Source organism: Halorubrum hochsteinianum (assembly GCF_023702125.1).
GTDB classification, from domain to species: domain Archaea; phylum Halobacteriota; class Halobacteria; order Halobacteriales; family Haloferacaceae; genus Halorubrum; species Halorubrum hochsteinianum.
Genome location: NZ_CP098415.1, coordinates 449,662 through 474,308, shown reverse-complemented (window position 1 = coordinate 474,308; position 24,647 = coordinate 449,662). Strand labels below are relative to the sequence as shown.

At 69.2% G+C, this 24,647-nt stretch carries 22 protein-coding genes; 12 read left to right on the top strand and 10 right to left on the bottom strand.

What is annotated here, in order from left to right; genetic code table 11:
* Positions 1 to 174 precede the first annotated feature (174 nt).
* Positions 175 to 810: an IS6 family transposase gene (locus NAF06_RS02345; RefSeq protein WP_251106145.1), complete on the bottom strand. Its 636-nt coding sequence runs from the start codon at positions 808 to 810 to the stop codon at positions 175 to 177.
* Between the two features lie 80 nt (positions 811 to 890).
* On the opposite strand from NAF06_RS02345, the gene NAF06_RS02340 reads away from it, so the two are divergent.
* Positions 891 to 1,349, top strand: a complete 459-nt coding sequence (locus tag NAF06_RS02340) for a hypothetical protein (RefSeq protein WP_152418727.1) — start codon at positions 891 to 893, stop codon at positions 1,347 to 1,349.
* Positions 1,350 to 1,426: 77 nt separating this feature from the next.
* Here the strand turns inward: NAF06_RS02340 and NAF06_RS02335 are convergent, their stop codons facing one another.
* Positions 1,427 to 1,711, bottom strand: a complete 285-nt coding sequence (locus tag NAF06_RS02335; RefSeq protein ID WP_008581712.1) for a DUF7513 family protein — start codon at positions 1,709 to 1,711, stop codon at positions 1,427 to 1,429.
* Positions 1,708 to 3,276 (bottom strand): Na+/H+ antiporter NhaC family protein, encoded by a 1,569-nt coding sequence (locus tag NAF06_RS02330; RefSeq protein ID WP_008581711.1) that lies wholly within the window; start codon positions 3,274 to 3,276, stop codon positions 1,708 to 1,710. The genes NAF06_RS02335 and NAF06_RS02330 overlap by 4 nt, the downstream gene beginning before the upstream one ends.
* A 380-nt stretch (positions 3,277 to 3,656) precedes the next feature.
* Between NAF06_RS02330 and NAF06_RS02325 the strand changes: the two genes are divergently transcribed.
* The 6 genes from NAF06_RS02325 (at position 3,657) to NAF06_RS02300 (ending at position 8,091) form a co-directional block, all read left to right on the top strand.
* The gene (locus NAF06_RS02325) at positions 3,657 to 4,124 is read left to right on the top strand and encodes a 30S ribosomal protein S15 (RefSeq protein ID WP_008581710.1); all 468 of its coding nucleotides are present in this window, start codon (positions 3,657 to 3,659) and stop codon (positions 4,122 to 4,124) included.
* Positions 4,125 to 4,182: 58 nt separating this feature from the next.
* Positions 4,183 to 5,412, top strand: coding sequence for a hypothetical protein (locus tag NAF06_RS02320; protein WP_008581708.1), 1,230 nt, complete (start codon positions 4,183 to 4,185; stop codon positions 5,410 to 5,412).
* A gap of 1 nt (position 5,413) precedes the next feature.
* The gene (locus NAF06_RS02315) at positions 5,414 to 5,812 is read left to right on the top strand and encodes a KEOPS complex subunit Pcc1 (RefSeq protein WP_008581707.1); all 399 of its coding nucleotides are present in this window, start codon (positions 5,414 to 5,416) and stop codon (positions 5,810 to 5,812) included.
* Complete coding sequence (locus tag NAF06_RS02310) at positions 5,809 to 6,456, top strand: 30S ribosomal protein S3ae (RefSeq protein WP_008581705.1); 648 nt, start codon at positions 5,809 to 5,811, stop codon at positions 6,454 to 6,456. The genes NAF06_RS02315 and NAF06_RS02310 overlap by 4 nt, the downstream gene beginning before the upstream one ends.
* 162 nt (positions 6,457 to 6,618) lie before the next feature.
* Positions 6,619 to 6,897 (top strand): DNA-directed RNA polymerase subunit L, encoded by a 279-nt coding sequence (locus tag NAF06_RS02305; RefSeq protein WP_006629772.1) that lies wholly within the window; start codon positions 6,619 to 6,621, stop codon positions 6,895 to 6,897.
* Between the two features lie 165 nt (positions 6,898 to 7,062).
* Positions 7,063 to 8,091, top strand: a complete 1,029-nt coding sequence (locus NAF06_RS02300; RefSeq protein WP_008581704.1) for a glycosyltransferase family 4 protein — start codon at positions 7,063 to 7,065, stop codon at positions 8,089 to 8,091.
* Between the two features lie 34 nt (positions 8,092 to 8,125).
* Here the strand turns inward: NAF06_RS02300 and NAF06_RS02295 are convergent, their stop codons facing one another.
* Positions 8,126 to 8,449, bottom strand: coding sequence for a DUF7510 family protein (locus NAF06_RS02295; protein ID WP_008581703.1), 324 nt, complete (start codon positions 8,447 to 8,449; stop codon positions 8,126 to 8,128).
* A 117-nt stretch (positions 8,450 to 8,566) separates the two neighbouring features.
* Here NAF06_RS02295 and NAF06_RS02290 point away from each other — a divergent pair, with 117 nt between their 5' ends.
* From NAF06_RS02290 to NAF06_RS02275, 4 genes are all read left to right on the top strand, one after another.
* Positions 8,567 to 9,841, top strand: a complete 1,275-nt coding sequence (locus tag NAF06_RS02290; RefSeq protein ID WP_008581702.1) for a Single-stranded DNA binding protein — start codon at positions 8,567 to 8,569, stop codon at positions 9,839 to 9,841.
* Entirely contained in the window at positions 9,838 to 11,508 is a 1,671-nt protein-coding gene (locus NAF06_RS02285; RefSeq protein ID WP_008581700.1) for a hypothetical protein, read from the top strand. The genes NAF06_RS02290 and NAF06_RS02285 overlap by 4 nt, the downstream gene beginning before the upstream one ends.
* Positions 11,508 to 12,311: a metallophosphoesterase gene (locus NAF06_RS02280; RefSeq protein ID WP_008581699.1), complete on the top strand. Its 804-nt coding sequence runs from the start codon at positions 11,508 to 11,510 to the stop codon at positions 12,309 to 12,311. Before NAF06_RS02285 ends, NAF06_RS02280 begins: the two co-directional genes overlap by 1 nt.
* Positions 12,312 to 12,638: 327 nt before the next feature.
* Positions 12,639 to 14,693, top strand: a complete 2,055-nt coding sequence (locus NAF06_RS02275) for a histidine kinase N-terminal 7TM domain-containing protein (protein WP_049908589.1) — start codon at positions 12,639 to 12,641, stop codon at positions 14,691 to 14,693.
* A gap of 21 nt (positions 14,694 to 14,714) precedes the next feature.
* On the opposite strand, the gene NAF06_RS02270 is transcribed toward NAF06_RS02275, so the two are convergent.
* The 6 genes from NAF06_RS02270 to NAF06_RS02245 form a co-directional block, all read right to left on the bottom strand.
* Entirely contained in the window at positions 14,715 to 15,179 is a 465-nt protein-coding gene (locus tag NAF06_RS02270; RefSeq protein ID WP_008581697.1) for a PhlB family protein, read from the bottom strand.
* A complete protein-coding gene (locus tag NAF06_RS02265; protein ID WP_008581696.1) occupies positions 15,176 to 16,336 on the bottom strand; it encodes a thiolase family protein in 1,161 nt (386 codons plus the stop codon). The genes NAF06_RS02270 and NAF06_RS02265 overlap by 4 nt, the downstream gene beginning before the upstream one ends.
* A gap of 64 nt (positions 16,337 to 16,400) precedes the next feature.
* A complete protein-coding gene (locus tag NAF06_RS02260; RefSeq protein WP_008581695.1) occupies positions 16,401 to 17,144 on the bottom strand; it encodes a bacteriorhodopsin in 744 nt (247 codons plus the stop codon).
* A complete protein-coding gene (locus NAF06_RS02255) occupies positions 17,141 to 18,691 on the bottom strand; it encodes a methyl-accepting chemotaxis protein (RefSeq protein WP_049908588.1) in 1,551 nt (516 codons plus the stop codon). The genes NAF06_RS02260 and NAF06_RS02255 overlap by 4 nt, the downstream gene beginning before the upstream one ends.
* A gap of 115 nt (positions 18,692 to 18,806) precedes the next feature.
* On the bottom strand, positions 18,807 to 21,149 hold the full coding sequence (gene mutL, locus NAF06_RS02250) for a DNA mismatch repair endonuclease MutL (RefSeq protein WP_049908593.1): 2,343 nt from the start codon (positions 21,147 to 21,149) through the stop codon (positions 18,807 to 18,809).
* An 850-nt stretch (positions 21,150 to 21,999) separates the two neighbouring features.
* A complete protein-coding gene (locus tag NAF06_RS02245) occupies positions 22,000 to 23,133 on the bottom strand; it encodes an ABC transporter ATP-binding protein (protein ID WP_008581688.1) in 1,134 nt (377 codons plus the stop codon).
* 241 nt (positions 23,134 to 23,374) lie between these two features.
* On the opposite strand from NAF06_RS02245, the gene NAF06_RS02240 reads away from it, so the two are divergent.
* Positions 23,375 to 24,643, top strand: coding sequence for an extracellular solute-binding protein (locus NAF06_RS02240; RefSeq protein ID WP_192813792.1), 1,269 nt, complete (start codon positions 23,375 to 23,377; stop codon positions 24,641 to 24,643).
* The last annotated feature ends 4 nt before the right edge of the window (positions 24,644 to 24,647 follow it).

Below are 24,647 nucleotides of genomic sequence, written 5' to 3'. Positions count from 1 at the left end.
GGGGCTTCGGAAGTCGTGTCCAGTCGATCCCGGAATACAACGGACGTCAGATACGCCGAGATCCGGTTCTCAAGGGACGGTATCGAGTGACACGATCGTCGCTGAAACAACGTCTCAGACGGTGTCCAGCGAGAACGACAGACGTAGTGAACGAAGCATCACCGGCGGTAGTGTTCAGATAAGCTGATTCCATGCGAAGGCAAAGGATCTGAGCCACTCGTTTGCTGTTTCTGCTTCGGCGTTGCTGAAACAGTTTGAGAAACTGGTAGTTCTGCGTTTTACCTCACGAAAGACACGTTCGACGCTGTTCCGATTTCCATGTCGTTCGTATCTGAAATCGAGGCCGTGTTTACGACAGGCTCGCTGAAGTGGAGCCGCACCATCAACGAGAAAGATCGCGTCATCTACGTCGTGTTTTTCGCGGAGTTCCGCGAAAAACCGATCTGCGATCGCGTTATTTCTCGTCGGTTCAAGCCGTGTGTGTAGCAGATCATTTGATTCGGGATCGACAGCAGCGTACAGCCAATATTGCTCAGTATCGAGTTGAATCACGGTCTCATCAACCGCGACGTGATTCGGGTTCCGATCCGATTCCGGCTGTAGGTCGGCTTTGTGAACCCAGTTATGAACGGTCGATCGAACTCGATCAACACCGAATACCTCAAGAAACGAAACAGTATTCGAAAGCGATAGTCCAGACAAATGGAGCTGAATACTGAGCTTCATCAACAGCTTCGGTGTTGCTTCTCGCTCCACAAACTCTAAGTTGATCTCGTCTAAACAGCCGCTGAGGCGGTCGTTTTCTGGCATAGAACACTTTGAAAACGCACCGCCTCACTTTCAAACCTTATCTGAACACCGTCTCACCGGCCGGGAAAAAACATTTGTGAGTGGTGTTTGTCCACGCAAATATGAAACTCAGCCGCCGTCAAGCCGTGTCACTCGGTGGCGGGGTCGGTCTGGCGGCGCTCTCCGGATGTGCGAGTTCGCCCTTCTCCGACCCGAAGCTCACGATAACGCTTCTGAACTTCGATTCGGACAGCCACGTCCTCGACGTCGAAATGCTTCGCCCGGAGGGCGGCGAGATCGTTTTACAGAGGACGTTCGAACTGTCGTCCACGGACGACGGGGCCGCTGCGTACGAACTACAGGAGTCGGACGTTATCGACGCGCGGGATTACATCGTCCGCGCGAGCCTGATCGATAACTCGTCCGTGAGCGACCGGTTCCGCTACTACGCCCGGTGTACCGACGACGAAGAGCCGATCGAGGAGTTATACATCGAGATCCATCGGGAGGAGGGAGACGACGAGCCCTTCATTCAGTTCGGCCAGAACCGATGTTCCTGACGCCCGCCGTAACCGGAACTCCGAGCGAACGGTAGAGTCGACGAACTCGAAAAACGAACGCCTCGGCGAGAACCGATCTAGAACGCGCTCTCGCCCACCGTCTCCCGGTACGTCCCGATCCCGCGGTGTTCCGTCTCGTTCCACGACTCCACGTCGACGATGACCCGCGTGTTCACCGCGTCCGCGGGCGCGCCCTCGATACGGAGCGTCGAGTCGCCGATGCGAGCGATCGCCGTCCCACCGCCCACGCCGCCGTCGTCCTCCACGCCGGTCACCATCACTTCGAGGACGTCGCCGGCCGCGTAGTCCGGCGTCGACCCGCGGAACGAGAAGCCGGCGAGGAACTTGTCGAAGACGCTCATGCGCGCGACACCTCCTCGGAGGCGCGGTCGGGAATGTACTCCCGCCCGAAGCCGGTGATCGCGGCGAGGACGAAGATGGCCACGAGGAACCAGCCGTGGAACACGTAGGGGACGACGTCGATGGGGTTGACGACCATCGCGTCGGTGCCGTACTCCGCGCCGAGGCCGTCCGGGCCGACCATCACCTGATACCCGACGAGGACGCCGCCCGCCCACGGGAAGATGTAGCCGAGCGCGGAGGTGTTCGCGTCCAAGATGTTCGCGCGCCGGTAGCCGTTGATGTTGAACTTCTCGCCGATGCGGGCGATGTACGGGGCGATCGCGATCTCGGCCGCGGTGTTTATCGTGATCATCCCGTTGATCGTCGCGGTGCCGAGGACCATGGTCAACTCCGCCCGCCGGACCGTCGTGGCGACGCGGTTCAACAGGAACTCCTGGATCGCCTCGAAGCCGCCGCCGCGGATCATGACCTGCGCCATCGCGACGATGAGCAGGGTGAGGACGATCAGCGGGAAGAACCCGACCGCGCCCGAGTAGAGGCTCCCGCCGACGCCGGCGGCCTCGCCGACCGTGACGACCGGGAGGCCGGAGAGCGACCCGGCCTCCGTGACCGTGAAGGCGACGATGTCGCTCGCGCTCGACAGGCCGAAGAGGAGGTTGAAAACGACGGCGACGATCAGCCCCCACGAGATCGCCTCGACGATGTGGCGGCCGGCGACCGCGGTCGCGATGACGACGCCCATCGAGAGCAGGTGGACGAGTCCGAGGGCGTTCGCGGACTCGCGGAGCGCGGCCGAGCCCTCCAGGCTCACGCCGGACATGACCGACCCCGCGATCAGGTACGCGGCGAACGCCGGGATCGCGGCCGCGATCGCGTACTTGAACCGCGAGGCGACGACGCCGCCGATGTCGGCGTCCTGGGTCACCGCGCTCACGATCGTCGTGTCGCTGACGGGCGCGAGGTTGTCGCCGAAGACGGCCCCGGAGAGGATCGCGGCGAAAAGCAGCACGGGATTCGCGCCGACGAGGACGCCGGCCGGGAAGAACAGCGTCACGAACGCGACGGTCGCGCCGTAGCCCGTGCCGATCCCGGTCGCGAGCAGGCCGCAGAGGACGAGCGCGGCCGCCGGGAACGTCGCCGCGCCGACGTTCAGGGCGTCGGCCGCGAAGATGAGCCCCTCGACGAAGCCCCCGACTTGGAGCGTCTCGGCGAACATCCCGGCCCACAGCCACGCGACGATCGCGGTCGCGGCCACGCGCTGGGTCATCCCCTCGAAGATCGTGTCCGCGTACGCCTTCCAGTCGCCGCGGACGAGGAACATCCCGAGCGTCGTCCCGATCAGCGCGCCGACGACCAGCCCGTTCGTGTCGCCGATCCCGAGGACGCCGCTCTGGAAGATCGCCCAGACGATGAAGAAGACGAGCGGGACCGTGCTCGCCCACTTCCCCCCGCGGAACTCGATCCGCGGGCCGTCGCCGCTCTCGTCGCCGACGCCGAACTCGCTGCCGTTCGGCGGCTCCCCGCCGTCCGCCGCGGGCCGGGCCGCCTCTCTCGTGTCGGTCATTCGTGGGTCACACCCCTGCGAAAACCGACCACCCACCTAAATCCTCCCCTCCGCGGAGCATTCGCGCGGAACAAAACCGGCGACGGGCGTCGGGACGGACCGAGGGGCGGACGCACGGCGCTCGTCCCCACAAGAACACGCTTAAGAACCCCGACGGCGAGGTCTCGAACGGGAACAGCACAGCTGCAGATCCGACGTGCCGGGGGCCTGTTCGCCCGCGGCTTGGGAATGTAGCAGTGCGCCGACGCCTCCGGCGTCGCGGTCGGGCGGTCCGCTCGCGCGGGCCGTCCGATCGGACCGCTCGGTCCGCCGAGCGGTCCGTAGCCGCGCCGCGCGGAGTCGCGGTCACGTTGCGGTTGTGCCGTTCCAACTCACAGCCAATGGCACGAATGCACACGCGCCGTCGCGGTTCGTCCGGTTCGGACAAACCGGCGACGGACGAGACCCCGGAGTGGAGCGACGTCGACGCCGAGGACATCGAGTCCCGCGTCGTCGAACTGGCGGAGCAGGGCCACGACCCCAGCGTCATCGGCCTCAAGCTGCGCGACGAGGGCGTCAAGGGCGTCCCGGTCCCCGACGTGAAGCTGGCGACCGGCAAGAAGGTCACCGAGATCTTAGAAGAGCACGACGCCGACGCCGACCTCCCCGAGGACCTCCGCAACCTCATGTCGCAGGCGATCCGCCTGCGCGAACACATGGAGGAGAACGGGCAGGACCACCAGAACAAGCGCGCGCTCCAGAACACGGAGTCGAAGATCCGCCGCCTCGCGGACTACTACCGCGGCGACGAGATCGACGAGGAGTTCACGTACACCTACGAGAACGCGGTCGAGTACCTCGAGGAGTAACGCGTCCGTAGCGGCAGCGGCACCCACGACCGACGCGGCAGACGACGACGCACACCACATGACCGAAGCGACCTCCGCCACGCCCGCCCCCGACGCGCTCGCCGGCGTCCTCGCAGACGCGCCGTTCGTCCGGCTCGTCGCGACCGACGACGGCGACGCGCTGGCAGCCGCGGGGCTGCTCGCGCGAGCGCTCAGAGCGGCCGGCACGCCGTTCCAGGCGCGGGTCGACCGCGACCCCGTCCCCGCCGACGTCGACGACGGCGTCGCGGTGACCGTCGGCGTCGACCGCGGACCGCACGCCGTCCCCGGGGCCGGGCGACCGGCGAGCACGGCGGCCTTCGCGGTCGCCCGCGCGCTCGGCGTCGAACCCGACCCCGTGGTCGCGCTGGCCGGGGTCGTCGCGGCGGGGTCGATCCCCGGTGCCGACGGCTCCGGCGACGCGCTCGACGCCGCGGAACGGGCCGGCCGCGTCGAGCGACGGCCCGGCGTCGCACTCCCGGTCTCAGGCGGGAACGCGGACGCGCCCTCGCGGGCCGAGGCCCTCGCGGCCTCGATGCTCGCCGTGACCCGGTACTCCGGCGACCCGGAGGCGGCGCGCGACGCGCTCGCTCCCATCGGGCTGCCGGCCGACCCCGACGCCGACGACCGCCGGCGCTTCGCGTCGCTGGTCGCGGTCGACGCGGTCGACGGCGACGCGGCGAGCGAGCGCGCGGCCTCGGCGGTCGAGCGCGCGCTCCGCCCGTACGCGACCGACGGTCCGTTCGAGACGGTCGGCGGCTACGCCGACGTACTCGACGCGCTCGCCCGGGAAGCACCCGGGACCGGGATCGCGCTCGCGCTCGCGAGCGACCCGGACGAGTCGCTCCGGGCGGCCGCGCTTGACGCGTGGTCCCGCCACGGACTGGCGGCCCACCGCGCGCTCGACGCGGCGACGGTCGGCCGGTACGACGGCTGCGTCGTCGCCCGCGTCGACGCCGCCGCGGTCGACGCCGGACCCTCGATCCTGCCGACTGTCGCCCGGCTCGTCCGGGACTTCCGGTCGCCGGAGCCGGTCGCGGTCGCGGTCGACGAGACCGCGGGGCGGCTCGCGGTCGCCGGGACCGGCGGGCGTCGCACAGCGGGCGACGCGGCCGCCGACCCGGCCGGGCTCGGCGACGCCTGCCGGACCGCCGCCGCCGAGGTCGGCGGCGACGGCTGGGGGACCGCCGCGCGCGGCGGGATCGCCGTCGACAACTCGAACGGGGACGAACTCACCGCGGCGCTGGCCGCGCTCCGGGAGGCGATCTGAGATGGTCGAGGACGCCTCCCCGTCGGACGACGCCGGACCGACCGGCGGCGACGCCGACCGGACCGCGACGGTCCGGACGACGCACGCGGACGCCGCGACGGTCGCGGCCGCGCTCGGGCCGGACGAGACCGACTCGATGCGCACGCGCGTCGACGGCGACGTCGTCGCCTGTACCGTCGCGCGACCGACGGCGGGCGGACTCCAGTCGACGCTGGACGACCACCTCGTGAACCTGCGCGTCGCCGACCGCGTCGTCGAACGCGGTCGAGCGCACGCCGGGACGGACGCGTCTCGGAGCGACGCCGCCGACGGACCACACGCCGACGCCGCAACGGAACCGCACTCCGACTCCGCAGACGAACCGCAGACGACCGACACCGACACACAAACCGACACATGAGCGAACGATCCGTATCCAAGAGCAGAGAACAGAAGCGCTGGTACACCGTGCTAGCGCCCGAACAGTTCGACCGGCAGGAGCTCGGCGAGACCCTCGCCGAGGAGCCCCAGCAGGTCGTCGGGCGCACGATCACGACGACGCTCGATCAGCTGACGGGCGACTCCAACGCGAACAACACGAAGCTGACGTTCAAGATCACCGACGTCGGCAGCGACTCGGCGTACACCGAGTTCATCAAGTACGAGCTGACGCGCGACTACCTGCGCTCGCTCGTCCGCCGCGGTGCCTCGAAGGTCGAGGCGTCGATCACGGTGCTGACGACCGACGACTACCGCATCCGCGTCCAGCCCGTCGCCCTGACGACGAAGAAGGCGGACCGCTCGCAGGAGAAGGCGATCCGCCGCGTGATGATCGACAAGGTCCACGCCGCCGCCGAGGAGCGCACCTTCGAGGCGTTCCTCGACGCGATCGTCGACGGGAACCTCTCGTCGGCCATCTACGGCGACGCCAAGGAGATCTACCCGCTGCGCCGCGTCGAGGTCCAGAAGCTGACCCTCGAAGCGCGCCCGCGCGAGGTCGCCGCCGAAGAGGAGGCCTCGGTCGACGTCGACGCCGACGAAGTGGCCGTCGACGCCGACGAGTAACGCCGTCGCCGACCGCCGGCAGCCGTTCTCCGTTTATCGACCCGAGAGCGGTGCCGCCGATCGCGGCTCCGAGCGATCGGCAGGGCGGCGTGCGACCCGTCCGCATCCGCCGATACTCCGGGAGACGAAAGCTTGAAACGCCGCTCGCCCGACCTCACGACTATGGAACTGCGGGTCATCGAGAAGACCGACACGGAGCTCGACATCGAGATCGCGGGCGAGGACCACACGTTCATGAATGTGCTGAAGGGCGCGCTGCTGGAGTCGGAGGACGTCGCGGCCGCGACCTACGACGTGAACCCCGAGCAGTCCGGCGGCCAGACCGAGCCGGTCCTCACCGTCAAGGCCGAGGAGGGCGACCCGCTCGACGTGCTCGCGGACGCCGCCGAGTCGATCACCGAACGCACCGACGCGCTCCGCGACGCGGTCCGCGCGGCCTGACTCTCTCCGTTCTCTCACGCGAACGCCCGGCATCGTTTTCTCGATCCGGAGAGCGGCGGCCCTCGCGCTCCGAGCGGCGGCTCCCCACGCCGCGCGGCCGCTCCCGTGAGGGGCATACCTAAGTGCCGACTCCCGAAACGGGGGGACATGCCGCCGAGCGTACTCATGCTGGGATGGGGGTTCCCGCCGAACATCACCGGTGGACTCGACGTCCACGTCGGAGAACTGTTCACCGGGCTGCGCGACGACCTCGGCGTCGACGTCACGCTGGTGTTGCCCGCGGAGTTCGCGCCCGACGACGAGCCGGGGCTCGAACCGGTCGAGACCGGCGAGGGCGACGTGGCCGCGCGCGTGGGGCAGCTCTCCGACCGGTTCGCCGAACTCGCGCCCGACCGCGACGTGATCCACACGCACGACTGGTTCGGCTACGGGCCCGGCCGCGCCGCCGCCCGCGAGTCGGACGCCACGTGGGTCTCGTCGTTCCACTCGCTGGCGAGCGACCGCAACATCGACCCGCCGAGCCGCGAGGTCGAGACCGAGCGCCGGCTCGCGAACGCCGCCGACACGAACGTCGCGGTCAGCGAGATCGTCCGCAAGGACATCAAGGAGCTGTACGACGCGGACTCGCGGGTCGTGTACAACGGCTTCTCGACGCCGCAGTTCTCCGGGAAGGACGTCCGCTCGGACCTCGGGATCGACGGCGAGATGCTGTTCTTCGTCGGCCGCCACACCGACCAGAAGGGGATCTCCCACCTGCTGTACGCGATGAAGAAGCTCCGCGGCCGCGACGCGACGCTCGTCGTCGGCGGGTCGGGGCACCAGACCGAACAGCTGAAGCGGTTCGTCGAGCTGCTCGGCATCGAGGACCGCGTCGAGTTCGTCGGCTACGTCCCCGAGGCCGAACTGGGGGACTACTACGCCGCCTCGGACGCGTTCGTCTCGCCGTCGTACGCGGAGCCGTTCGGCATCACCATCACCGAGGCGCTGGAGGCCGGGACGCAGGTCGTCGCGACCCGCTCGGGCGTCGCCGAGGTGCTGCCAGACGACTGCCTCGTCGAGGTCGAGACGGACTCCGAGTCGATCGTCGACGGGATGATCGAGGCGCTCGACCGCGAGGAGCCGCCCGCCTACGAGCGCCGCGAGTGGTCGGCGGTCGCGGAGGACACGCTCGCCGTGTACGAAGACGTCGCCTGATCCGCTCTGTTATCCGTTTGTCCGCGGTCGTCGCTCAGTTCTCCGCGCCCCGGTACACGTCGAACTCGGTCACCGGCTCCGGGTGGGTGACCCGGAAGCCGTCGGCGGTCTCGATCACCCCCCGCGTGCTCCCGCTCCCGCCGCCGTAGGGGCTCTCCTCGCCGCCCGCCCCGTGTCCCTGGTACGGCGAGGTGTACGGCGACCCGGAGACCGGGTCGTCGAACCCCTCCGGCGGGAGGTAGATCCGCTCGCCGCCGGCGGAGCGCACGACCACGGCGACGTCCCGCGTCCCCGTCACGTCGATGACGGTGCGGTCCCCCGTGAGACGCGCGTCGACCTCGATGTCGGTGTCGTCCATATGACCCCGTGCGGACGGGAGGGATTTAGCTGTGCCGACGCCCCCGCGACCGAACACGCGCGCCGGGGGCCCGCGGGTGGTGAATCCTTTTGTGCGGCCGCGCCGAACCTCGCTCCGATGGACGTCAACAGCCATGCCGAGGAGCTCGCCTCCGACCTCGGCGTCGACAAAGAGGAGGTCAAAGCCGACCTGGAGAACTTACTGGAGTACAGCGTCCCGATCGACGAGGCGAAACAGAGCGTCCGCCGGAAACACGGCGGCGGCGGGGGCGGGTCGACCCCCACGCCCGACTCCGTCGACGTGGGCGAGATCACGACGGACCACGACGGCGTGACGGTCACCGTCCGCGTGCTCACGCAGGGGACGCGGACGATCCGATATCAGGGCGACGACCTCACGATCCGCGAGGGGGAGATCGCCGACGGGACGGGCGTCATCTCCTACACCGCGTGGCAGGACTTCGGGTTCGAGCCGGGCGACTCCCTGACGATCGGCAACGCCGGCGTCCGCGAGTGGGAGGGGAAGCCGGAGCTCAACCTCAACGACTCGACCACGGTCGCCATCGCCGACGAGGCGGTCGAGGTCGACCGCGAGGTGGGCGGCGACCGCAGCCTCGTCGACATCGCCGCGGGCGACCGCGGGCGCAACGTGGAGGTCCGCGTGCTGGAGGTCGACGAGAAGACCATCTCCGGGCGCGACGGCGAGACGGAGATCTTAGAGGGCGTCGTCGGCGACGAGACCGCGAAGCTCCCCTTCACCGACTGGCAGCCGCGCTCGGAGCTGGAGGCGGGCGCGGACCTCCGGATCGAGGACGTGTACGTCCGCGAGTTCCGCGGCGTCCCCTCGCTCAACCTCACCGAGTTCTCGACGGTGACGCCGCTCCCCGACCCGGTGGAGGTCGCCGAGGACGCCCCGCGGCTCTCGGTCGCCGACGCGGTCGCCTCCGGCGGGATGTTCGACGTCGAGGTCGTCGGGAACGTCTTGGAGATCCGGGACGGCTCCGGGCTCATCGAGCGCTGTCCGGAGTGCGGCCGGGTCGTCCAGAACGGGCAGTGCCGGAGCCACGGCGACGTGGACGGCGAGGACGACCTGCGCGTGAAGGCGATCCTCGACGACAGCACCGACACCGTCACCGTCGTCTTGGACGACGAACTCACCGCCGAGGTGTACGGCGGCGGCCTCGACGACGCCCTCGCCGCCGCGAAGGACGCGATGGACAAGGAGGTGGTCGCCGACGACATCGCGGACGCCCTCGTCGGGCGCGCCTACCGCGTCCGCGGCAACCTCTCGGTCGACGACTACGGCGCGAACCTCGACGCGGACGAGTTCGCGCTCGCCGACGACGACCCGGCGGACGCCGCCCGCGCCGCGCTCGCGGAGGTGGGCGAATGAGCGACGACGGGCCGGGCGCGCGGGAGGTCGCCTACCGGGTGTTCGCGGCCGAGTTCGACGACGCCTCGCTGTCGTACTCGGAGAGCGACGAGGAGCGCGCCCCGAACTACGTGGTGACCCCCACGGGGGCCCGCGTGAACCGCCTGTTCACCGCGGGCGTGCTCACCGAGGTCGAGCGCGTCAACGACGAGACGCGGCGCGGACGCGTCATCGACCCCTCCGGCGCGTTCGTCACCTACGCCGGCCAGTACCAGCCGGAGGCGCAGACCTTCCTCGAACGCGCCGAGCCGCCGGCGTTCGTCGCGCTCACGGGCAAGGCGCGCACCTTCGAGCCGGAGGACTCGGACCGCGTGTTCACCTCCGTCCGCCCGGAGAGCCTCAACGAGGTCGACGCCGACACGCGAGACCGGTGGGTCGTCTCCGCGGCGGAGGCGACGCTCGACCGCCTCGCGGTGTTCGCGGAGGCGCTCGAATCCGACCTTCGCGGCGACGACCTCCGCGCGGCGCTGGAGGCGGGCGGCGCGCCCGCCCCGCTGGCGGCCGGGATCCCGAAGGCGCTCGACCACTACGGGACGACCCCGGCCTACGCCGAGGCGGTCCGACGGCTCGCGGTCGACGCCCTCGAACTGATCGCGGGCGACCGCGAGGAGGTCCGCGCCCTCGAACTGCTCCCCGAGGAGGGCGGCGACGCGGCCATCGGCCCCCTCCCCGAGACGGACGTGACGGTCGAGACGTCGGCGACGGCGACCGGCGGGGAACTCGCCGACGAGGGATCCACCGCCGGGGCGGAGCCGGCCGTCGGCGCGGACGACTCGGAGCCCGCCTCCGTCGCGGCCGACTCGGAACTCGATTCCGACGAGAGCAGCACCGAACCGACCGCCGACGCGTCGGAGTCGTCCGAGATTGGGTCGACCGCGGAGTCGGAATCGGCGGAGCCGGACTCAACTGCGGAGTCGGAATCGGCGGAGCCGGACTCGACCGCGGAAACAGAGCCGGACTCGGCCGCGGAGGCGGACCCGACGCCCGGCGCAGCCGATACGACCGACGCCGCGGACACCGCGACCGACGACGGGGGACTCGGCGACTTCGACGTCGGCGGCGACGACGGGACGACCGCTGAGACCGACACGGACGCGGCCGCGGACGACGGTACGGACGCGACCCCGGACCTCGATCCGGACGCGGACGCCGACGACATGTACCAGCTCGACGAGGAGGAGCGCGAGGAGATCGAGTCCGAGTTCGGCACGGACTTCTCGACCGGGACCGAGGTCGGCGAGCCGGGCGAGGCCGACATCGACGTGCCCGATCCGGAGGATCTCACCGAGGAGCCGGTCGACGGGGGCGGAGCGACCGCGGACGACGCGGCCGTCACCGAGGATGACGGGAGCGACGCCGCCGAACCGCCGACTGACGGCGACACGGCGACCGACGCCGGCGGGGAAGCCGACACCGACGACGAGGACGCCGAGGTCGACCTCGAAGCCGCGGCGGTCGCGGCGATGGACGACCTCGACGACGGCGACGGCGCGCCCCGCGAGGCGGTCGTCGAGCGCGTCGCCGACGACCACGGCGTCGACCCCGGCGCGGTCGAGGACGCCATCCAGGACGCGCTGATGAGCGGGCAGTGTTACGAGCCGGGCGACGGCCTGCTGAAACCGATCTGATGGGCACCGCCGCGTCGCCCGCCGTCGAGCCGGTCGTCGGCGAGCCGGCGGCCGTGGCCGACCTCGAGACCGAGCGCGCGCTGCTCGTCGCCGACGTCCACGCCGGCGTCGAGGTCGGCCTGCGCTACGAGCGCGGCGTCGAACTGGACTCCCGGGCCGACGCGCGCCGCGAGCGGCTCGTCGGCTTGCTCGCAGAGACCGACGCCGACCGGCTCGTCGTCCTCGGCGACCTCGCGCACCGGATCGGCGCGCCCGACGGCGACGAGCGGGAGGAGCTGGAGACGCTGGTCCGCGCCGTCACCGACCGCGTGCCGATGACGCTCGTCGAGGGGAACCACGACGCGGGGGTCGCGGAGGCGTTCGCGGACGACCTCGACGTGATCGACCCCGCCGGCGGACTGCTCGGAGCGGAGTCGGCCGACGGGCGCGGGGGGACCGTCGGCGTCGTCCACGGCCACACGTGGCCCGACCCCGCCCTCCTCGACGCGGACGTGGTCTGTATGGGCCACGAGCACCCGCAGGTCCGGCTGGAGGACGCGGTCGGCGGCTCCCGCGTCGAGCGCGCGTGGCTCCGGGGTCCGGTCGATCCGACGGCGTTCGTCGGCGACCCCGGTCCGGACGCGGCGGCCGTCGAGGATCCGCCGGAACTCGTCATCTTCCCCGCGTTCAACGAGCGATCCGGCGGTACGTGGGTCAACGTCGAGGGGCAGTCGTTCCTCGCGCCGTTCCTCCCCGACACGCTGCCCGCCGGCGACGCGTACCTGCTGGACGGGACGCGACTCGGTGACTACCGGCGGGTGTGAGTCGTCGCCGTTGGTTGCGGCCTGCCCCGCCCGCCTCGGATCGATGACGCGCTCGTTCGCCACCCCACGCACTGTCCCGGCCCGCTCTACACCCGCTCTCGACAGCCGCTCAGTCAAACTGACTCGAAATTTCTCGCCGGTTCTCGCGCCACAAGAATCGAATTTTAGGAATTGTTGTCTGTCTAAATACTCTAAATCATCTACAAAGCGCCTGGATTCGATTTCCTCTGACTCGTCGGACCACCAATGGCGAATCAGATCGAGTCTTATTACCACACCTGAGAAAATGTCCGTGGGTTTATCTGTCGCGTGCGAATCTGTCGTCGTATGGGATTTTCACCCGGTATGATCACCTGGGCGCTGTTCGGGATCTCCGGGTTGAACCTCGGGATTGCCGCTGTCGCGGTTCGACGGAGGGAGGTGCGCGGCGCAGTCGCGTTCTCGCTGGTGATGATCTGCGTGTCTCTCTACTCGCTGGGCACCGGAATCCGCGCCGGGAGCACCACGCTCTCGCTGTATCAGGTCGGGACAGTCGTCAAATTCGCCGGGATCCTCGGACTCGGGCCGACCCAACTCCGCTTCGGACTGATATACACCGGTCGGGAGTCAGTTCTCACTCGCCGCTACTGGGCACTCCTGCTCGCGTTGCCGGTCGCCACCTTCGCGCTCATCGTGACCGCACCGGTACACGACCTTCTGTGGACCGTCCAAGGGTTTAGCAGCAGTGCCCCGCTGGCCGCGGTCGACCGGGCGAACGGGCCGCTGTTTTGGCTGACGCTGGCGTACATCTACGCCCTGATACTCACCACGTACTCGTTGCTGCTCGTCTTCGGGGTCAGGCGCGGCGGCCGATACCGTACTCAGGTTCTGTTGATGCTCTCGGGCGGAATCATCCCGGTCATCGGTAGTTTCCTCCTCCTGTACAGCGGTGACCTGTCGGCGGCCTTCGACCCGACCGCGTTCGCCAACACGGCCACCGGCGTCGTGTTCGCCGTCGCGCTCTTCAGGTTCGGCTTCCTCGATCTGGCCCCCGTCGCGAGGCATACTCTCGTCGACGAGATGGTCGACCCGGTGTACGTCGTCGACACCGACGACCGCGTCGTCGACGTGAACGTGGCCGGTGTGGAGCTGCTCGAGGAGGGGGCCGGTGAACCAGTCGGGCGACCGGCGGCCGAGGTCGTACCGCTGTATGACTCGTTCGACGAGCGCACCGGCGACTCGGACGTGACCGTCGAGCGCGACGGGTCGCTGCGGTTCTTCGATATCAACCGAACGCCGTTGACCGACCGGACCGGAACGGCGATCGGGTCGTTGTTGATCTACCGCGACGTCACGGAGCGACACATCACCGAAAAGCGGTTCGAACGACTCATCGAACGGTCTTCGGACGTCATCGCGGTGATCGACGAGGACGGGGACATCACGCACGTCAGCCAGTCGGTGGAAGAGATTCTCGGCTACGTGCCGACGGCGTTGATCGGTGCGAACGTCATCGAGAACGTTCATCCCAACGACCGAGACGAACTCAGCGCCGAACTCTCCGCCCACGGCACCGAATACGGATACACAAGCTCCTACAGGGTCAGGTTCCGCCACGCCGACGGGGAATGGCGGGTCCTCGAAGTGCGGGCGCGGAACCTCCTGGATGACCAGTTCGTGGAGGGCATCGTGCTGAACTCTCGCGACGTCACCGAAAAGGAGCGGCAGAAGCGGAAGCTCGAACGGCAGAACGAGCGGCTCGACCAGTTCGCCAGCATCGTCTCGCACGACCTCCGAAACCCGCTGAACGTCGCGACAGGTCACGTAGACATGCTCGAAACGGACGCCCAAAGCGAACAGGGCGACTCGATCGAGACGGTCCAGCGTCAGCTCGAACGGATGGAGGCGATCATCAGCGACGCCCTCACGCTCGCTCGGTCGGGCGAGGTAATCTCCGAAGCCACGGAAGTCCGGCTCGAGGACATCGCCCACACCGCGTGGCAGAACGTCGACACCGCCGAGGCCGACCTCGTCGTCGACACGTCGCTCGCCCTCGACGCTGACAGGGACCGACTGCTCAACGTCTTCGAGAACCTGTACCGGAACAGCGCCGAACACAACGAGACGACGGGTCTGACCGTTCGGGTCGGATCGCTGTCCGAGACGTTCGGTTTCTACGTCGAAGACACCGGCGAGGGGATCCCCGAGGACAAACGCGATCGGGTGCTCGAACAGGGGTACACGACCAACCGGGAGGGGACCGGGTTCGGGCTCGCGATCGTCAGGGACATCGTCAGGGCGCACGGGTGGCGGATCGCGGTCTCGGAGAGCGACGAGGACGGCGCGAGGTTCGAGGTCGAGTGCTCCGAGGTACCCTTGGAAGAGCGGCCGCAGACGGCCTGAGCCCCCGGTCACACCGGCCCCTCAGATCGGGCGAAACCGGAACCCGTCCCAGTCCTGGCTCTCCGGCTCCCGGATCCCCGCGCCCGGCTCGCGCAGTTCGTCGGCGCAGACGGGCTCGACGCGGTCGCCGATCTCCACGTCGAACTGCTCGGCGTCCTCGCCGCCGCCCTCACCGCTGCCGTCCGCGCCGTCGCGCGGCGCGATCTGCCCGAGCGCGCGGACCGGCGGGCCGTCGTAGCCGTCGCCCATCTCGAACTCGACGATCGCGAGGGTGTTCGGCTCGCGGACGCCCGGGGGCGTCGCCGTCGAGGTCGTCCACGTGACGACGCGCGCCTCGCGCTCGCGGAGGTCGATCGTCCCGACGCGCTCGGCTCCGTTCGGTCCCACGGTGTGGGGCGGGTACGTGACTGTCCCGTCCGCGTACTCCGCCGCCTCGAAGGTCGGTTCGTCGCCCGCTCCCGTCTCGCCGCTCTCGGTGTCGCTCATTGGCTTCCCTCCAGAACCGTCGTGGTCACGCAGTTCCCGAACCCGCCGACGTTACAGGCGAGGCCGGTGTCGGCCTCGACCTGCCGCGGGCCGGCGTTCCCGGTTACCTGCTGGAATATCTCGTACACCTGTGCGACGCCGCTGGCCCCGAGCGGGTGGCCCTTCGATTTGAGCCCGCCCGAGGTGTTGATCGGGAGGTCGCCGTCGCGGTCGGTGACGCCCTCCTCGACGGCCTTCCACCCCTCGCCCTTCTCGAAGAAGCCGAGGTCCTCGCTCTGAAGGAACTCGAGGATGGTGAACATGTCGTGGAGCTCCGCCACGTCGACGTCGTCCGGCCCGATTCCGGCCATCTCGTAGGCGACCTCGGAGGAGTCGACGACGCCGCCCATCGTCGTCGGGTCGGCGCGCTCGTGGACGACGTGGGTGTCGGTCGCGCCGCCGATGCCGCTGATGACGGCGTAGTTCCCGTCCGGCGCGTACTCTTCGGCGACCGACTCCGGACAGAACACGAGCGCCGCGGAGCCGTCCGTGATCGGACAGAAGTCGTACAGCCGGAGCGGGTCGGCGACGATCGGCGAGTCCAGCACCGTGTCGAGGTCGACCTCCTTCCGGAACTGCGCGTGGGGGTTGTCCACGCCGTTCCTGTGATTCTTCACCGCGACCTTCCCGAGGCTCTCGCGGGGCGCGTCGTACTCGTCGAGGTACAGGCGGGCGGTGAGGCCCGCGAACGAGGGGAGCGTCACGCCGTGTTTGTACTCGACGGGGTGCGTGAGCGACGCGATCACGTCGGTCGCCTCCGCGGTCGTCCGGTGGGTCATCTTCTCGCCGCCGACGAGCATGGTGAGGTCGCTCGCGCCCGAGGCGACGGACTGCCACGCGGCGTACACGCCCGCGCCGCCCGACGACGAGGTCTGGTCGATCCGGGCGGTGTAGGCCGGCTGGGCCGCCAGATCGTGGGCGAGCGCGTTCGGGACGCCGGTCTGGCCCTCGAACTCGCCGCTGGCCATGTTCGAGACGTACAGGTGATCGAGGTCGTCGCCGTCGACGCCGGCGTCGTCGAGCGCGGCCGCGCCCGCCTCCGCCAGCAGCTCCCGCACCCAGGCGTCGCGCTGCCCGAACGGGGTCATCGACGCGCCGACGATCGCTACGCGTTCCATACGCGTGGGTCCACCGCGGTCGCCTAAAACGTACCTCTCTGCGGCCGCGGCGACAGACCGCCGTTCAGTCCGCCGCGGCGGGCGCGTCGTCGCCGAGCGCGCCGGGCGCGTCGCTCCCGGTCGCGACGTCCGTCCTCTCGATGTCGAGGAACGCCCGCCGCCGGGCGTAGAAGAAGTAGACGTACGGCACCTTCGCCAGCACGTCGAGGAAGGCGTACGTCAGCGCGGCGGCCACCCCGCCGGTGAAGCCGATCCCCGCCGGCCCCATCAGCCAGACGAACGGGTACGCCAGCCACAGCAGCCCGACGTGGTTCTTGAGCAGGCTGAACAGCCCCTTCTGCATCGGATCGTCCGGGACCGACCGCGGGAAGATCACGTACAGGTACGCGAAGAGCGAGACGTGGAACACCGCGGAGACGCCGAACAGCGCCCACTTGAGCGTCCCGCCCGTGAGGACCGCACCGGCACCGAACGCGATCATCAGCGCGTCGGCGAGCATCACGCCCGCGATGGCGCGACGCGACGCGCCCGCGACGTAGCCGATGAACCCGACCAGAAGCGGCGTGGTGATGATCCAGTCCGCGTAGCGGAGCCCGACGAACTCGACGCCGTCGACGGTGAACGTCCCGATCCCCAGCGCCATCCCGACGTAACAGATCCCGGCGAAACCGGGGATGATCGCCAGCGCCGCCAGCCGACCGCGGTGGGCCGACCCGTTCAGCTTCCGGTACAGCACGGCGGTGATCCCGACTCCGACGAGGAAGCCGAACGCGGCCACCCAGTAGGCGGCGCTGACCGGGTCCGTCATCGCGCACCCCCGTCGGTCGTCGCCTGCGGACGCGCGGTCCCGGCCTCCGCGGCCGGCCCGCCGGCGGCGGCGGACTCGTCCGTTTCGATGGTGAATGCGGACACGCGGTCCTGAAGCGTCGTCACGGCGTCGGTCTGGAACTCGCGCAGCGAGTCGGACACGTCCTCGACGACGGACTGCCCCTCCTGGATCTCCGCCGCGGTCTCCTCCGCCGCCTCCGCGGTCTCCGTGCTGAGTTCCGTGATCTCGTCGACCGAGCCGGCAGTGTCCTGTACCGTGTCGGCCTGATCGGCCGTCGTCCGGCGGATCTCACCGAGCGAGCGGCTGATCTCGTCGACGGAGTCGGCGATGGTCTCGATGTCGGACAGCGTCGATTCGACGGTATCGGTCCCGGTCTGGACGCGCTCCTGCGTCGAGCGGATCGACACCGTCACCTCCTCGGTCTGGTCGGCGATGTCGTCTATCATCGTGTCGATCTCGTTCGCGCGCGACTGCGTCTCCTCGGCGAGCCCCTTCACTTCCTCGGCGACCACGCTGAACCCGTCGCCGGAGCCGTCGGCCCGCGCCGCCTCGATGGAGGCGTTCAGCGCGAGCATGTTGGTCTGTTCCGCGATCTCGCCGATGATGTCGACGATCTCGGTGATCTCGTCCATCCCCTCCTGAAGCTGCTCGACCCGGTCGACGGCCTGCTCCGCCTCGGCCTCGACCTCCGCCATCTCGTTCAGCGCGCTCTCGGAGGAGCTCCGGGCGTCGTCGCTCGTCGCCGCGACCGTCTCGCTCCGGTCGGAGAGGTCGTCGACGGTCGCCGCGATCTCCTCGGCGGACGCGCTGACGGTCTCGATGTCGGCCGCGATGGACTCCAGTTCCGCGCGCTGGTCGCTCGCCTGCCCGCGGATCGTCGTCGCGCTCCCGGTCGCGCTGGCGACGCGCTGTTCGACCTCGTTGCTCATCTCCGCCATCTCGCCGGCGTCGGCCTCGATCCGGTCGGCCATCTCGCGGACCGTCTCAACGGTCGCCTGGAGGTCGTCCATCATCCGGTTGAACGACTTCCCGACGGTCGCGAGGCTCTCGTCGCTCTCGTCGACGTCGACGCGCCGCGTGAGGTCGCCGGTCGCCGCCTGCTCCATCACGTCGGCGTACCGGTCGGCGGTCCGGCGGTACCGGTCGGCCATCTCCGTCGCCTCCGTCCGGGCGTCCTCCAGCTCCTCCTGCGTCCGTTCCATCTCGGCCAGTCGGTCCTTCAGCGAGAGTCGCATGTCCTCGATCGACCCCGCGAGCTGTCCGAACTCGTCTGTCCTCGTCGATCGGACCTCTCGGTCGATGTCGCCGTTGGCGACGCGCCGCGTCTGCTCCCCGATTTCGGTGACGCTGGCGATCGTCTCGGCCGCGTTGATCGACCCCAACGTCAGTAGTCCGGCGACGGCCGCGACGACCGTCGCGTTCGCGTCGTCGGTGACCACGCCGACGGCGACGATAAACGCCCCCGTCGCGACGTATCCGACGCCCAATTTTGCTCCATAGCTGTCTTTCACCGCTGCGATCGGCATACGATCTATCAGGGGAACCAACGTGTTAAACGGCCTCCCGAGAGTATCAGTACTGATATCGAGCTGCTCTTCCGCCTCGCTCCGCGGCCACGTACGAGCGGGCTACGCCCGGGGATCACTCGGCGCGTCGACCGCCGTGACCCGGGTAATCGCGCTCGAAGCGGGACCCGATCTCCTCGCGGTCCAGTCGGATGACGACCGGCCGGCCGTGCGGGCAGGCGTACGGGTTCTCGCAGCCGTCGAGCCGGTCGAGGAGGTCGACGACCCGCCCCTCGGTCAGCGAGGTGTTGCCCGTCACCGAGGGGTAACACGCGAGGTCGGCGAGCAGTTCGTCGACGGCGTCCGTGACCGGCTCGTCGCCCGCGGCGGCGTCGTCGACCAGCGCCGACAGGGCGTCCCGCAGGAGGTCCGGGTCGAGCGCGGCGTCGAAGACGGCCGGGACGGCCGTCACCGCGACCTCGCGGTCGCCCGCCCGCTCGGCGCGGAAGCCGATCCCGGTCAGGTCGTCGACGAACTCCTCGAACAGCGCCGCCTCGCGGGCGGTAAGTTCGATGCGGACCGGCTCGGCGAGCGCCTGCGCGTCCGCGCCGTCCGCGAAGACGGCCTTGAGCCGCTCGTAGTTCACCCGCTCGTCGGCGGCGTGCTGGTCGATCAGCACGAGGCCGTCCGGCGCTTCGGCGACGACGTACGTCTCGTGGAGCTGACCGAGTATCCGCAGCCGGGGCAGCGAGTCGAACTCGCGCTCGCTCCCGGTCGCCTCGCCGTCGAGCGTCCGCTGTCGGGTCGCGGATCGCACTCGGGGAGCCGAACGCGTCGCGTCCGAGGGGGCTTCCTCCTTCGATTTTTCCGACGACGCGTCGTCGGCTTCCGCGTCCCCGGCGGTCGGAGAGCTTCCGACCGGCGTGTCCGGGTCCGATCCGCCGGCGTCGCGGTCGACGGAGCCGGTCGCGCCCTCGGTGACGCCGCCGGTTTCGCCGCCGCGCGAGTCGCTCTCCGTCGCCGATTCCGCGCCGGTCCCTGCCGAGTCGTCCTGCCAGCTCCGGGGCGACGGTCGAGTGTCGTCGCTCGCTCCGGGGGCCAGTCCGCCGTTCGATCCGGCGCTCGCGCCCTCGCCCGCCACGTCGGCGTCCTCGTCCGCGCCGCCGCCGAGGTCGTCGACCGCCCACGCCGCCTCGTCGTCGGGGGCGAGTTCCGTCGGGCTCGCGGGGTCCTCCGTCGACTCCGCCGCCGCTGACTGCTCGGGCGTCGTCGCCGACCCGGACGCGCTCGGCGGGTCGCGCCAGTCGCGCGCGGCGCGTTCGTGATCCGTGTCCGCGCCGCCCACGGCCTCGTCGGTCGGAGCCTCCGGGCTGACGGCGGTCTCGTCGGGGGCCGACTGCCCGCGGGGTGCCGTCGACCGGATCAGCCCGTGGTCGAGCAGCGCGTCCTCGACGGCCGCCTCGACCGCCGAGCGGACCGCGGGCTCCTCGTCGAAGCGCACCTCCAGCTTTCGGGGGTGGACGTTCACGTCGACGTCGCCGGCCGGGACCTCGACGAAGAGGACGGCGAACGGGTAGCGGTCGGGGGCCAGCTGGCCGCCGTACGCGTCGAGGGTCGCCTCGCGGAGCGCGCTCGCGGTGACGTACCGCCCGTTGACGTACGTGGCGAGGTAATCGCGGGTCGAGCGGGCCGTCTCCGGGTGCGAGACCAGTCCGGTCACGCGCTCGACCGCCGGATCGCCCGCCGGAGCGCCCGTCGAACCGTCTCGGTCGACCCCCCCGTCCTCGGGCGTCCAGTCGACGTCGATCATCGACTCGGCGACCTCGCGGCCGTAGACGGCGAGGACGGCCGAGCGGAGGTCGCCGTTCCCCTCGGTGGCGAACGTCTCGCGGCCGTCGTGTTCCAGCGACACCGCGACGTCGGGGTTCGCCAGCGCGTAGCCGGTGACGACCGTGTTGACGTGGTCGAACTCCGTGGCGGTCCGCTTGAGGAACTTCTCGCGGGCGGGAGTGTTATAGAAGAGGTCGTCGACCTCGACGGTCGTGCCCGCGGGACAGCCCGCCGGGCGGACCTCGCCCACGTCGCCGCCCTCGACGGTGATCTCAGCGCCCGCCTCCGCGTCCGGGGGCCGCGAGCGGACGGTGAGCCGGGAGACCGCGCCGACGGTGTACAGCGCCTCGCCGCGGAAGCCGAGCGTGCCGACGCCGCGGTTGAGGTCCTCGATGTCGCCGATCTTCGAGGTGGCGTGTTCGGCGACGGCCGCCTCCAGTTGGTCCGACGGGATGCCCACGCCGTCGTCGCGGACGCGAATCCCCTCGGTGCCGCCCGAATTTACCGACACCGCCACGCGGCTCGCGCCCGCGTCGAGGCTGTTCTCGACTAACTCCTTCACGACGCTCGCGGGGCGCTCGACTACCTCGCCGGCCGCGATCCGCTGGACGGTCCGCTCGTCCAACCGCTCGATGTCTGGCGGCTCCATGCTTACCGTCAGTCCGACGAGCGCGCACTTCAAGCCGTTGTCGCTGACGGCGACGCGAGAGGTGGGTCGCACCGAGAGCGACACCATTTATAAATGAGTCTGCGGTGGCGCGTGCCTGCGAGGCCGCGAAGCGGCCGAGCAGCACGCGCGAGGGAGTCAGTCGCCGGAGCGAAGCGGAGGCGACTGACGAGGCTGGGGAGGCGTGAGGTGCGGTGCTGCGCGGTGCGGGGCGGGACTCGAAGGGGCAGCCGCGAGGCGGACAGAGGCGACGTAAGCACCGCAGAAGCGAACGGAGTGAGCGACGAGGAGCGCAGCGAGCGTCTGTCCGCCTCGCGGCTGGGGCTTCGGAGGTGTTCGTGTCGTTCGACAGTTCATAAACACCGACGTACAGCCGAGCGGCTGGGGCTTCGGAGGTGTTCGTGTCGTTCGACAGTTCATAAACACCGACGTACAGCCGAGCGGCTGGGGCTTCGGAGGTGTTCGTGTCGTTCGACAGTTCATAAACACCGACGTACAGCCGAGCGGCTGGGGCTTCGGAGGTGTTCGTGTCGTTCGACAGTTCATAAACACCGACGTACAGCCGAGCGGCTGGGGCTTCGGAGGTGTTCGTGTCGTTCGACAGTTCATAAACACCGACGTACAGCCGAGCGGCTGGGGCTTCGGAGGTGTTCGTGTCGTTCGACAGTTCATAAACACCGACGTACAGCCGAGCGGCTGGGGCTTCGGTGGTCGCCGCGATGGCAGCAGCTACGGATCGATTGACGCTCTCACCGACGTTCGATCTTCGAGCGGAGAGAAACTGTGAACGATCGGTTCACACCGCAACCCCGTCCGCGAAGATCGACCCGTCTTAAGCGACCGCGGCGGCGATTTCCTCGTCGGTGAGGAACACGTCCTCGCCGGTCTCGGCGTCGAACAGGTGGAGGTCCGACTCGTCGAAGACGACGCCGACCTCGTCGCCGGCCTCCGGCTGGACGTCCGGGGGCGAGCGCGCGAGGAAGTCCTCGTTCACGTCGAGGTGGACGTAGTTGTCGGAGCCGATCGGCTCGACGACCTCGACGGTCGCGGCGAGCGTCTCCTCCCCGGTCGGCTCCTCGACGACGTCGATGTTCTCGGGGCGGATGCCGAGCGTGTACGGGCCGCTCTCGAGGTCGTGGCCCGCGACGTACTCGCGGCTGAGCGTGATCGTCAGTCCCGAGGACTCGTCGCGGATCGTCGCGCTCGTCCCGTCCGTCTCCACGTCGACGTCGAGGAAGTTCATCGACGGGGAGCCGATGAAGCCGGCGACGAACTCGTTCACCGGGTTCTGGTACACCTCGGTCGGCGCGCCGACCTGCTGGAGCTTCCCGTCGTTGAGGATGGCGAGGCGGTCGCCCATCGTCATCGCCTCCTCTTGGTCGTGGGTGACGTACATCGCGGTGACGCCGAACTCCTTCTGGAGCTTCTGGATCTCCGCGCGCATCTCCGTGCGGAGCTTCGCGTCGAGGTTGCTGAGCGGCTCGTCGAAGAGGAACACCTCCGGCTCGCGGGCGATCGCCCGGCCGAGGGCGACGCGCTGTTTCTGCCCGCCGGAGAGCTCGTCCGGTTTGTCGTCGAGGAGGTCCTCGATGCCCATCATTTCGGCCATCTCGCGGACCCGCTCGTGGCGTTCCTCCTTCGCCATGTCGGTGCTCATCTTGAGCCCGAACGCCATGTTCTGCCGGACCGTCTTGTGCGGGTACAGCGCGTAGTTCTGGAACACCATCGCGACCGGGCGCTCCTTCGCGTGGACCTCGGTGACGTCCTCGTCGTCGAAGCTGACCGTCCCCGAGGTCGGCTCCTCTAGGCCGGCGACCATCCGGAGGGTGGTCGTCTTGCCGCACCCGGACGGGCCGACCACGGTCACGAACTCGCCGTCCTCGATCTCTAGGTCGAGGTCGTCGACGGCGACGATGGTCCCTCGGTCGAACTCCTTCCGGAGCGTATCGAGCGTGACGCGTGCCATTTCCCTGAAAACTGGTCCGACGGCATATGAGTTCTTCGCTGTTTTTCTGATATGTGGTGAACAATCTCTTCTCAAATATCACGGTCTCGCGCGCGGCCGAGGAAGAAATGCGTAGCGCCGGGCCGTCCGTCGTCGATCGGGGACGCGCCGACTCGGATCGTTCAGGAACGATCCGGATCGATCCGGAACGATCCCAAACACTAAATGTATGAAAATATAATTCCTCATTTGTTCTGGACACATGAACGAGAAACGTAGAACGCTGCTCAAGGCGATGGGGGGATCGACTGCGCTCGCGGGGCTCGCGGGCTGTATCAGCACCGGCGGCGACGGCGGCGACGGCAGCGACGGAGGCGACGGCTCCGACGGCGGGGACGGTGAGAGCGGAGGCTCCGCGCGGCTGTGGGTCGACCTCTCCGACGCCGAGGACGAGGCCCTCTCCGGGTACGTCGACGAGTACGAGTCGGAGACGGGCGACACGATCAACAAGGAAGCGCCCGGCGGCGAACTCGACCAGCAGCTCGAAACGGCGATCCCGGCCGGTGACGGACCGGACTCGTGGATCTGGGCGCACGACTGGGTCGGCCGGTTCGCGGTGCGCGAGGACCCGCCGTTCCTCTACGACGCGAGCGACGACGTCGACGCCTCGCTCGACAGCTACACCGAGACCGCGCGGCAGGCCGCCCAGTTCGACGGCGGCCTCTACGGGCTCCCGTTCGCGTCCGAGACGGTCGCGCTGTTCTACAACGAGGACATGGTCGACGAGCCGCCGGAGACCGTAGAGGAGATGGTCTCGATCATGGACGAGCACCACGACCCGGAAAACGGGCAGTACGGCCTCTCGTACCCCGTCACGGACCCGTACTTCGTCAGCGGGTTCATCCAGGCGTACGGCGGCAACATCTTCGACGAGGAGAATCTCGAAGTCGGCGTCGACAGCGACGCGTGTAAGCGCGGGATGGACGCCCTCGAAACCCTGTCGCAGTACGTCCCGGCCGACCCCGGCTACGAGTCGCAGATCGTCGCGTTCGCCGACGGCCTCGCGCCGTTCGCGATCAACGGTCCGTGGGAGCTCGGCAACCTCAGCGGCGAGATCGAGAATCTCGGCGTCACGACGCTGCCCACCGTCGACGGGAACAACCCGCGCACGTACTCCGGCATCCAGCTGTTCTACTTCAGTTCGATGCTCGCGGACGCCGACTCCTCGACGGTCGACGCCGCGACCGGACTCGCCGAATGGTACACCACCAACGAGGACATCATCCAGACCAACGCCGAAGAGCAGGGGTACATCCCCGTGCTGTCGAGCGTCGTGGGCAACGACGACCTCTCCAGCGAGGTTCAGGCGTTCGCCGAGCAGGTCGACTACGGCGTCCCGATCCCGACGCACCCCGACATGGACAGCGTCTGGACCCCGGTGACGGAGGCGCTCGAACGCGTCTTCAACGGCGAGCAGGACAGCGACGCCGCGCTCGATCAGGCCGCCTCCGAGATCCGGGAGGCGCTGTAAGCCC

What these genes read in the sequence shown, in the direction of transcription:
- NAF06_RS02345 (WP_251106145.1), bottom strand. Translation starts at nt 810, where the DNA reads ATGCCAGAAAACGACCGCCTCAGCGGCTGTTTAGACGAGATCAACTTA.
- NAF06_RS02335 (WP_008581712.1), bottom strand. Translation starts at nt 1,711, where the DNA reads ATGAGCGTCTTCGACAAGTTCCTCGCCGGCTTCTCGTTCCGCGGGTCG.
- NAF06_RS02330 (WP_008581711.1), bottom strand. Translation starts at nt 3,276, where the DNA reads ATGACCGACACGAGAGAGGCGGCCCGGCCCGCGGCGGACGGCGGGGAG.
- NAF06_RS02325 (WP_008581710.1), top strand. Translation starts at nt 3,657, where the DNA reads ATGGCACGAATGCACACGCGCCGTCGCGGTTCGTCCGGTTCGGACAAA.
- NAF06_RS02320 (WP_008581708.1), top strand. Translation starts at nt 4,183, where the DNA reads ATGACCGAAGCGACCTCCGCCACGCCCGCCCCCGACGCGCTCGCCGGC.
- NAF06_RS02315 (WP_008581707.1), top strand. Translation starts at nt 5,414, where the DNA reads ATGGTCGAGGACGCCTCCCCGTCGGACGACGCCGGACCGACCGGCGGC.
- NAF06_RS02310 (WP_008581705.1), top strand. Translation starts at nt 5,809, where the DNA reads ATGAGCGAACGATCCGTATCCAAGAGCAGAGAACAGAAGCGCTGGTAC.
- NAF06_RS02305 (WP_006629772.1), top strand. Translation starts at nt 6,619, where the DNA reads ATGGAACTGCGGGTCATCGAGAAGACCGACACGGAGCTCGACATCGAG.
- NAF06_RS02300 (WP_008581704.1), top strand. Translation starts at nt 7,063, where the DNA reads ATGCTGGGATGGGGGTTCCCGCCGAACATCACCGGTGGACTCGACGTC.
- NAF06_RS02295 (WP_008581703.1), bottom strand. Translation starts at nt 8,449, where the DNA reads ATGGACGACACCGACATCGAGGTCGACGCGCGTCTCACGGGGGACCGC.
- NAF06_RS02290 (WP_008581702.1), top strand. Translation starts at nt 8,567, where the DNA reads ATGGACGTCAACAGCCATGCCGAGGAGCTCGCCTCCGACCTCGGCGTC.
- NAF06_RS02285 (WP_008581700.1), top strand. Translation starts at nt 9,838, where the DNA reads ATGAGCGACGACGGGCCGGGCGCGCGGGAGGTCGCCTACCGGGTGTTC.
- NAF06_RS02280 (WP_008581699.1), top strand. Translation starts at nt 11,508, where the DNA reads ATGGGCACCGCCGCGTCGCCCGCCGTCGAGCCGGTCGTCGGCGAGCCG.
- NAF06_RS02275 (WP_049908589.1), top strand. Translation starts at nt 12,639, where the DNA reads ATGGGATTTTCACCCGGTATGATCACCTGGGCGCTGTTCGGGATCTCC.
- NAF06_RS02270 (WP_008581697.1), bottom strand. Translation starts at nt 15,179, where the DNA reads ATGAGCGACACCGAGAGCGGCGAGACGGGAGCGGGCGACGAACCGACC.
- NAF06_RS02265 (WP_008581696.1), bottom strand. Translation starts at nt 16,336, where the DNA reads ATGGAACGCGTAGCGATCGTCGGCGCGTCGATGACCCCGTTCGGGCAG.
- NAF06_RS02260 (WP_008581695.1), bottom strand. Translation starts at nt 17,144, where the DNA reads ATGACGGACCCGGTCAGCGCCGCCTACTGGGTGGCCGCGTTCGGCTTC.
- NAF06_RS02255 (WP_049908588.1), bottom strand. Translation starts at nt 18,691, where the DNA reads ATGCCGATCGCAGCGGTGAAAGACAGCTATGGAGCAAAATTGGGCGTC.
- mutL (WP_049908593.1), bottom strand. Translation starts at nt 21,149, where the DNA reads ATGGAGCCGCCAGACATCGAGCGGTTGGACGAGCGGACCGTCCAGCGG.
- NAF06_RS02245 (WP_008581688.1), bottom strand. Translation starts at nt 23,133, where the DNA reads ATGGCACGCGTCACGCTCGATACGCTCCGGAAGGAGTTCGACCGAGGG.
- NAF06_RS02240 (WP_192813792.1), top strand. Translation starts at nt 23,375, where the DNA reads ATGAACGAGAAACGTAGAACGCTGCTCAAGGCGATGGGGGGATCGACT.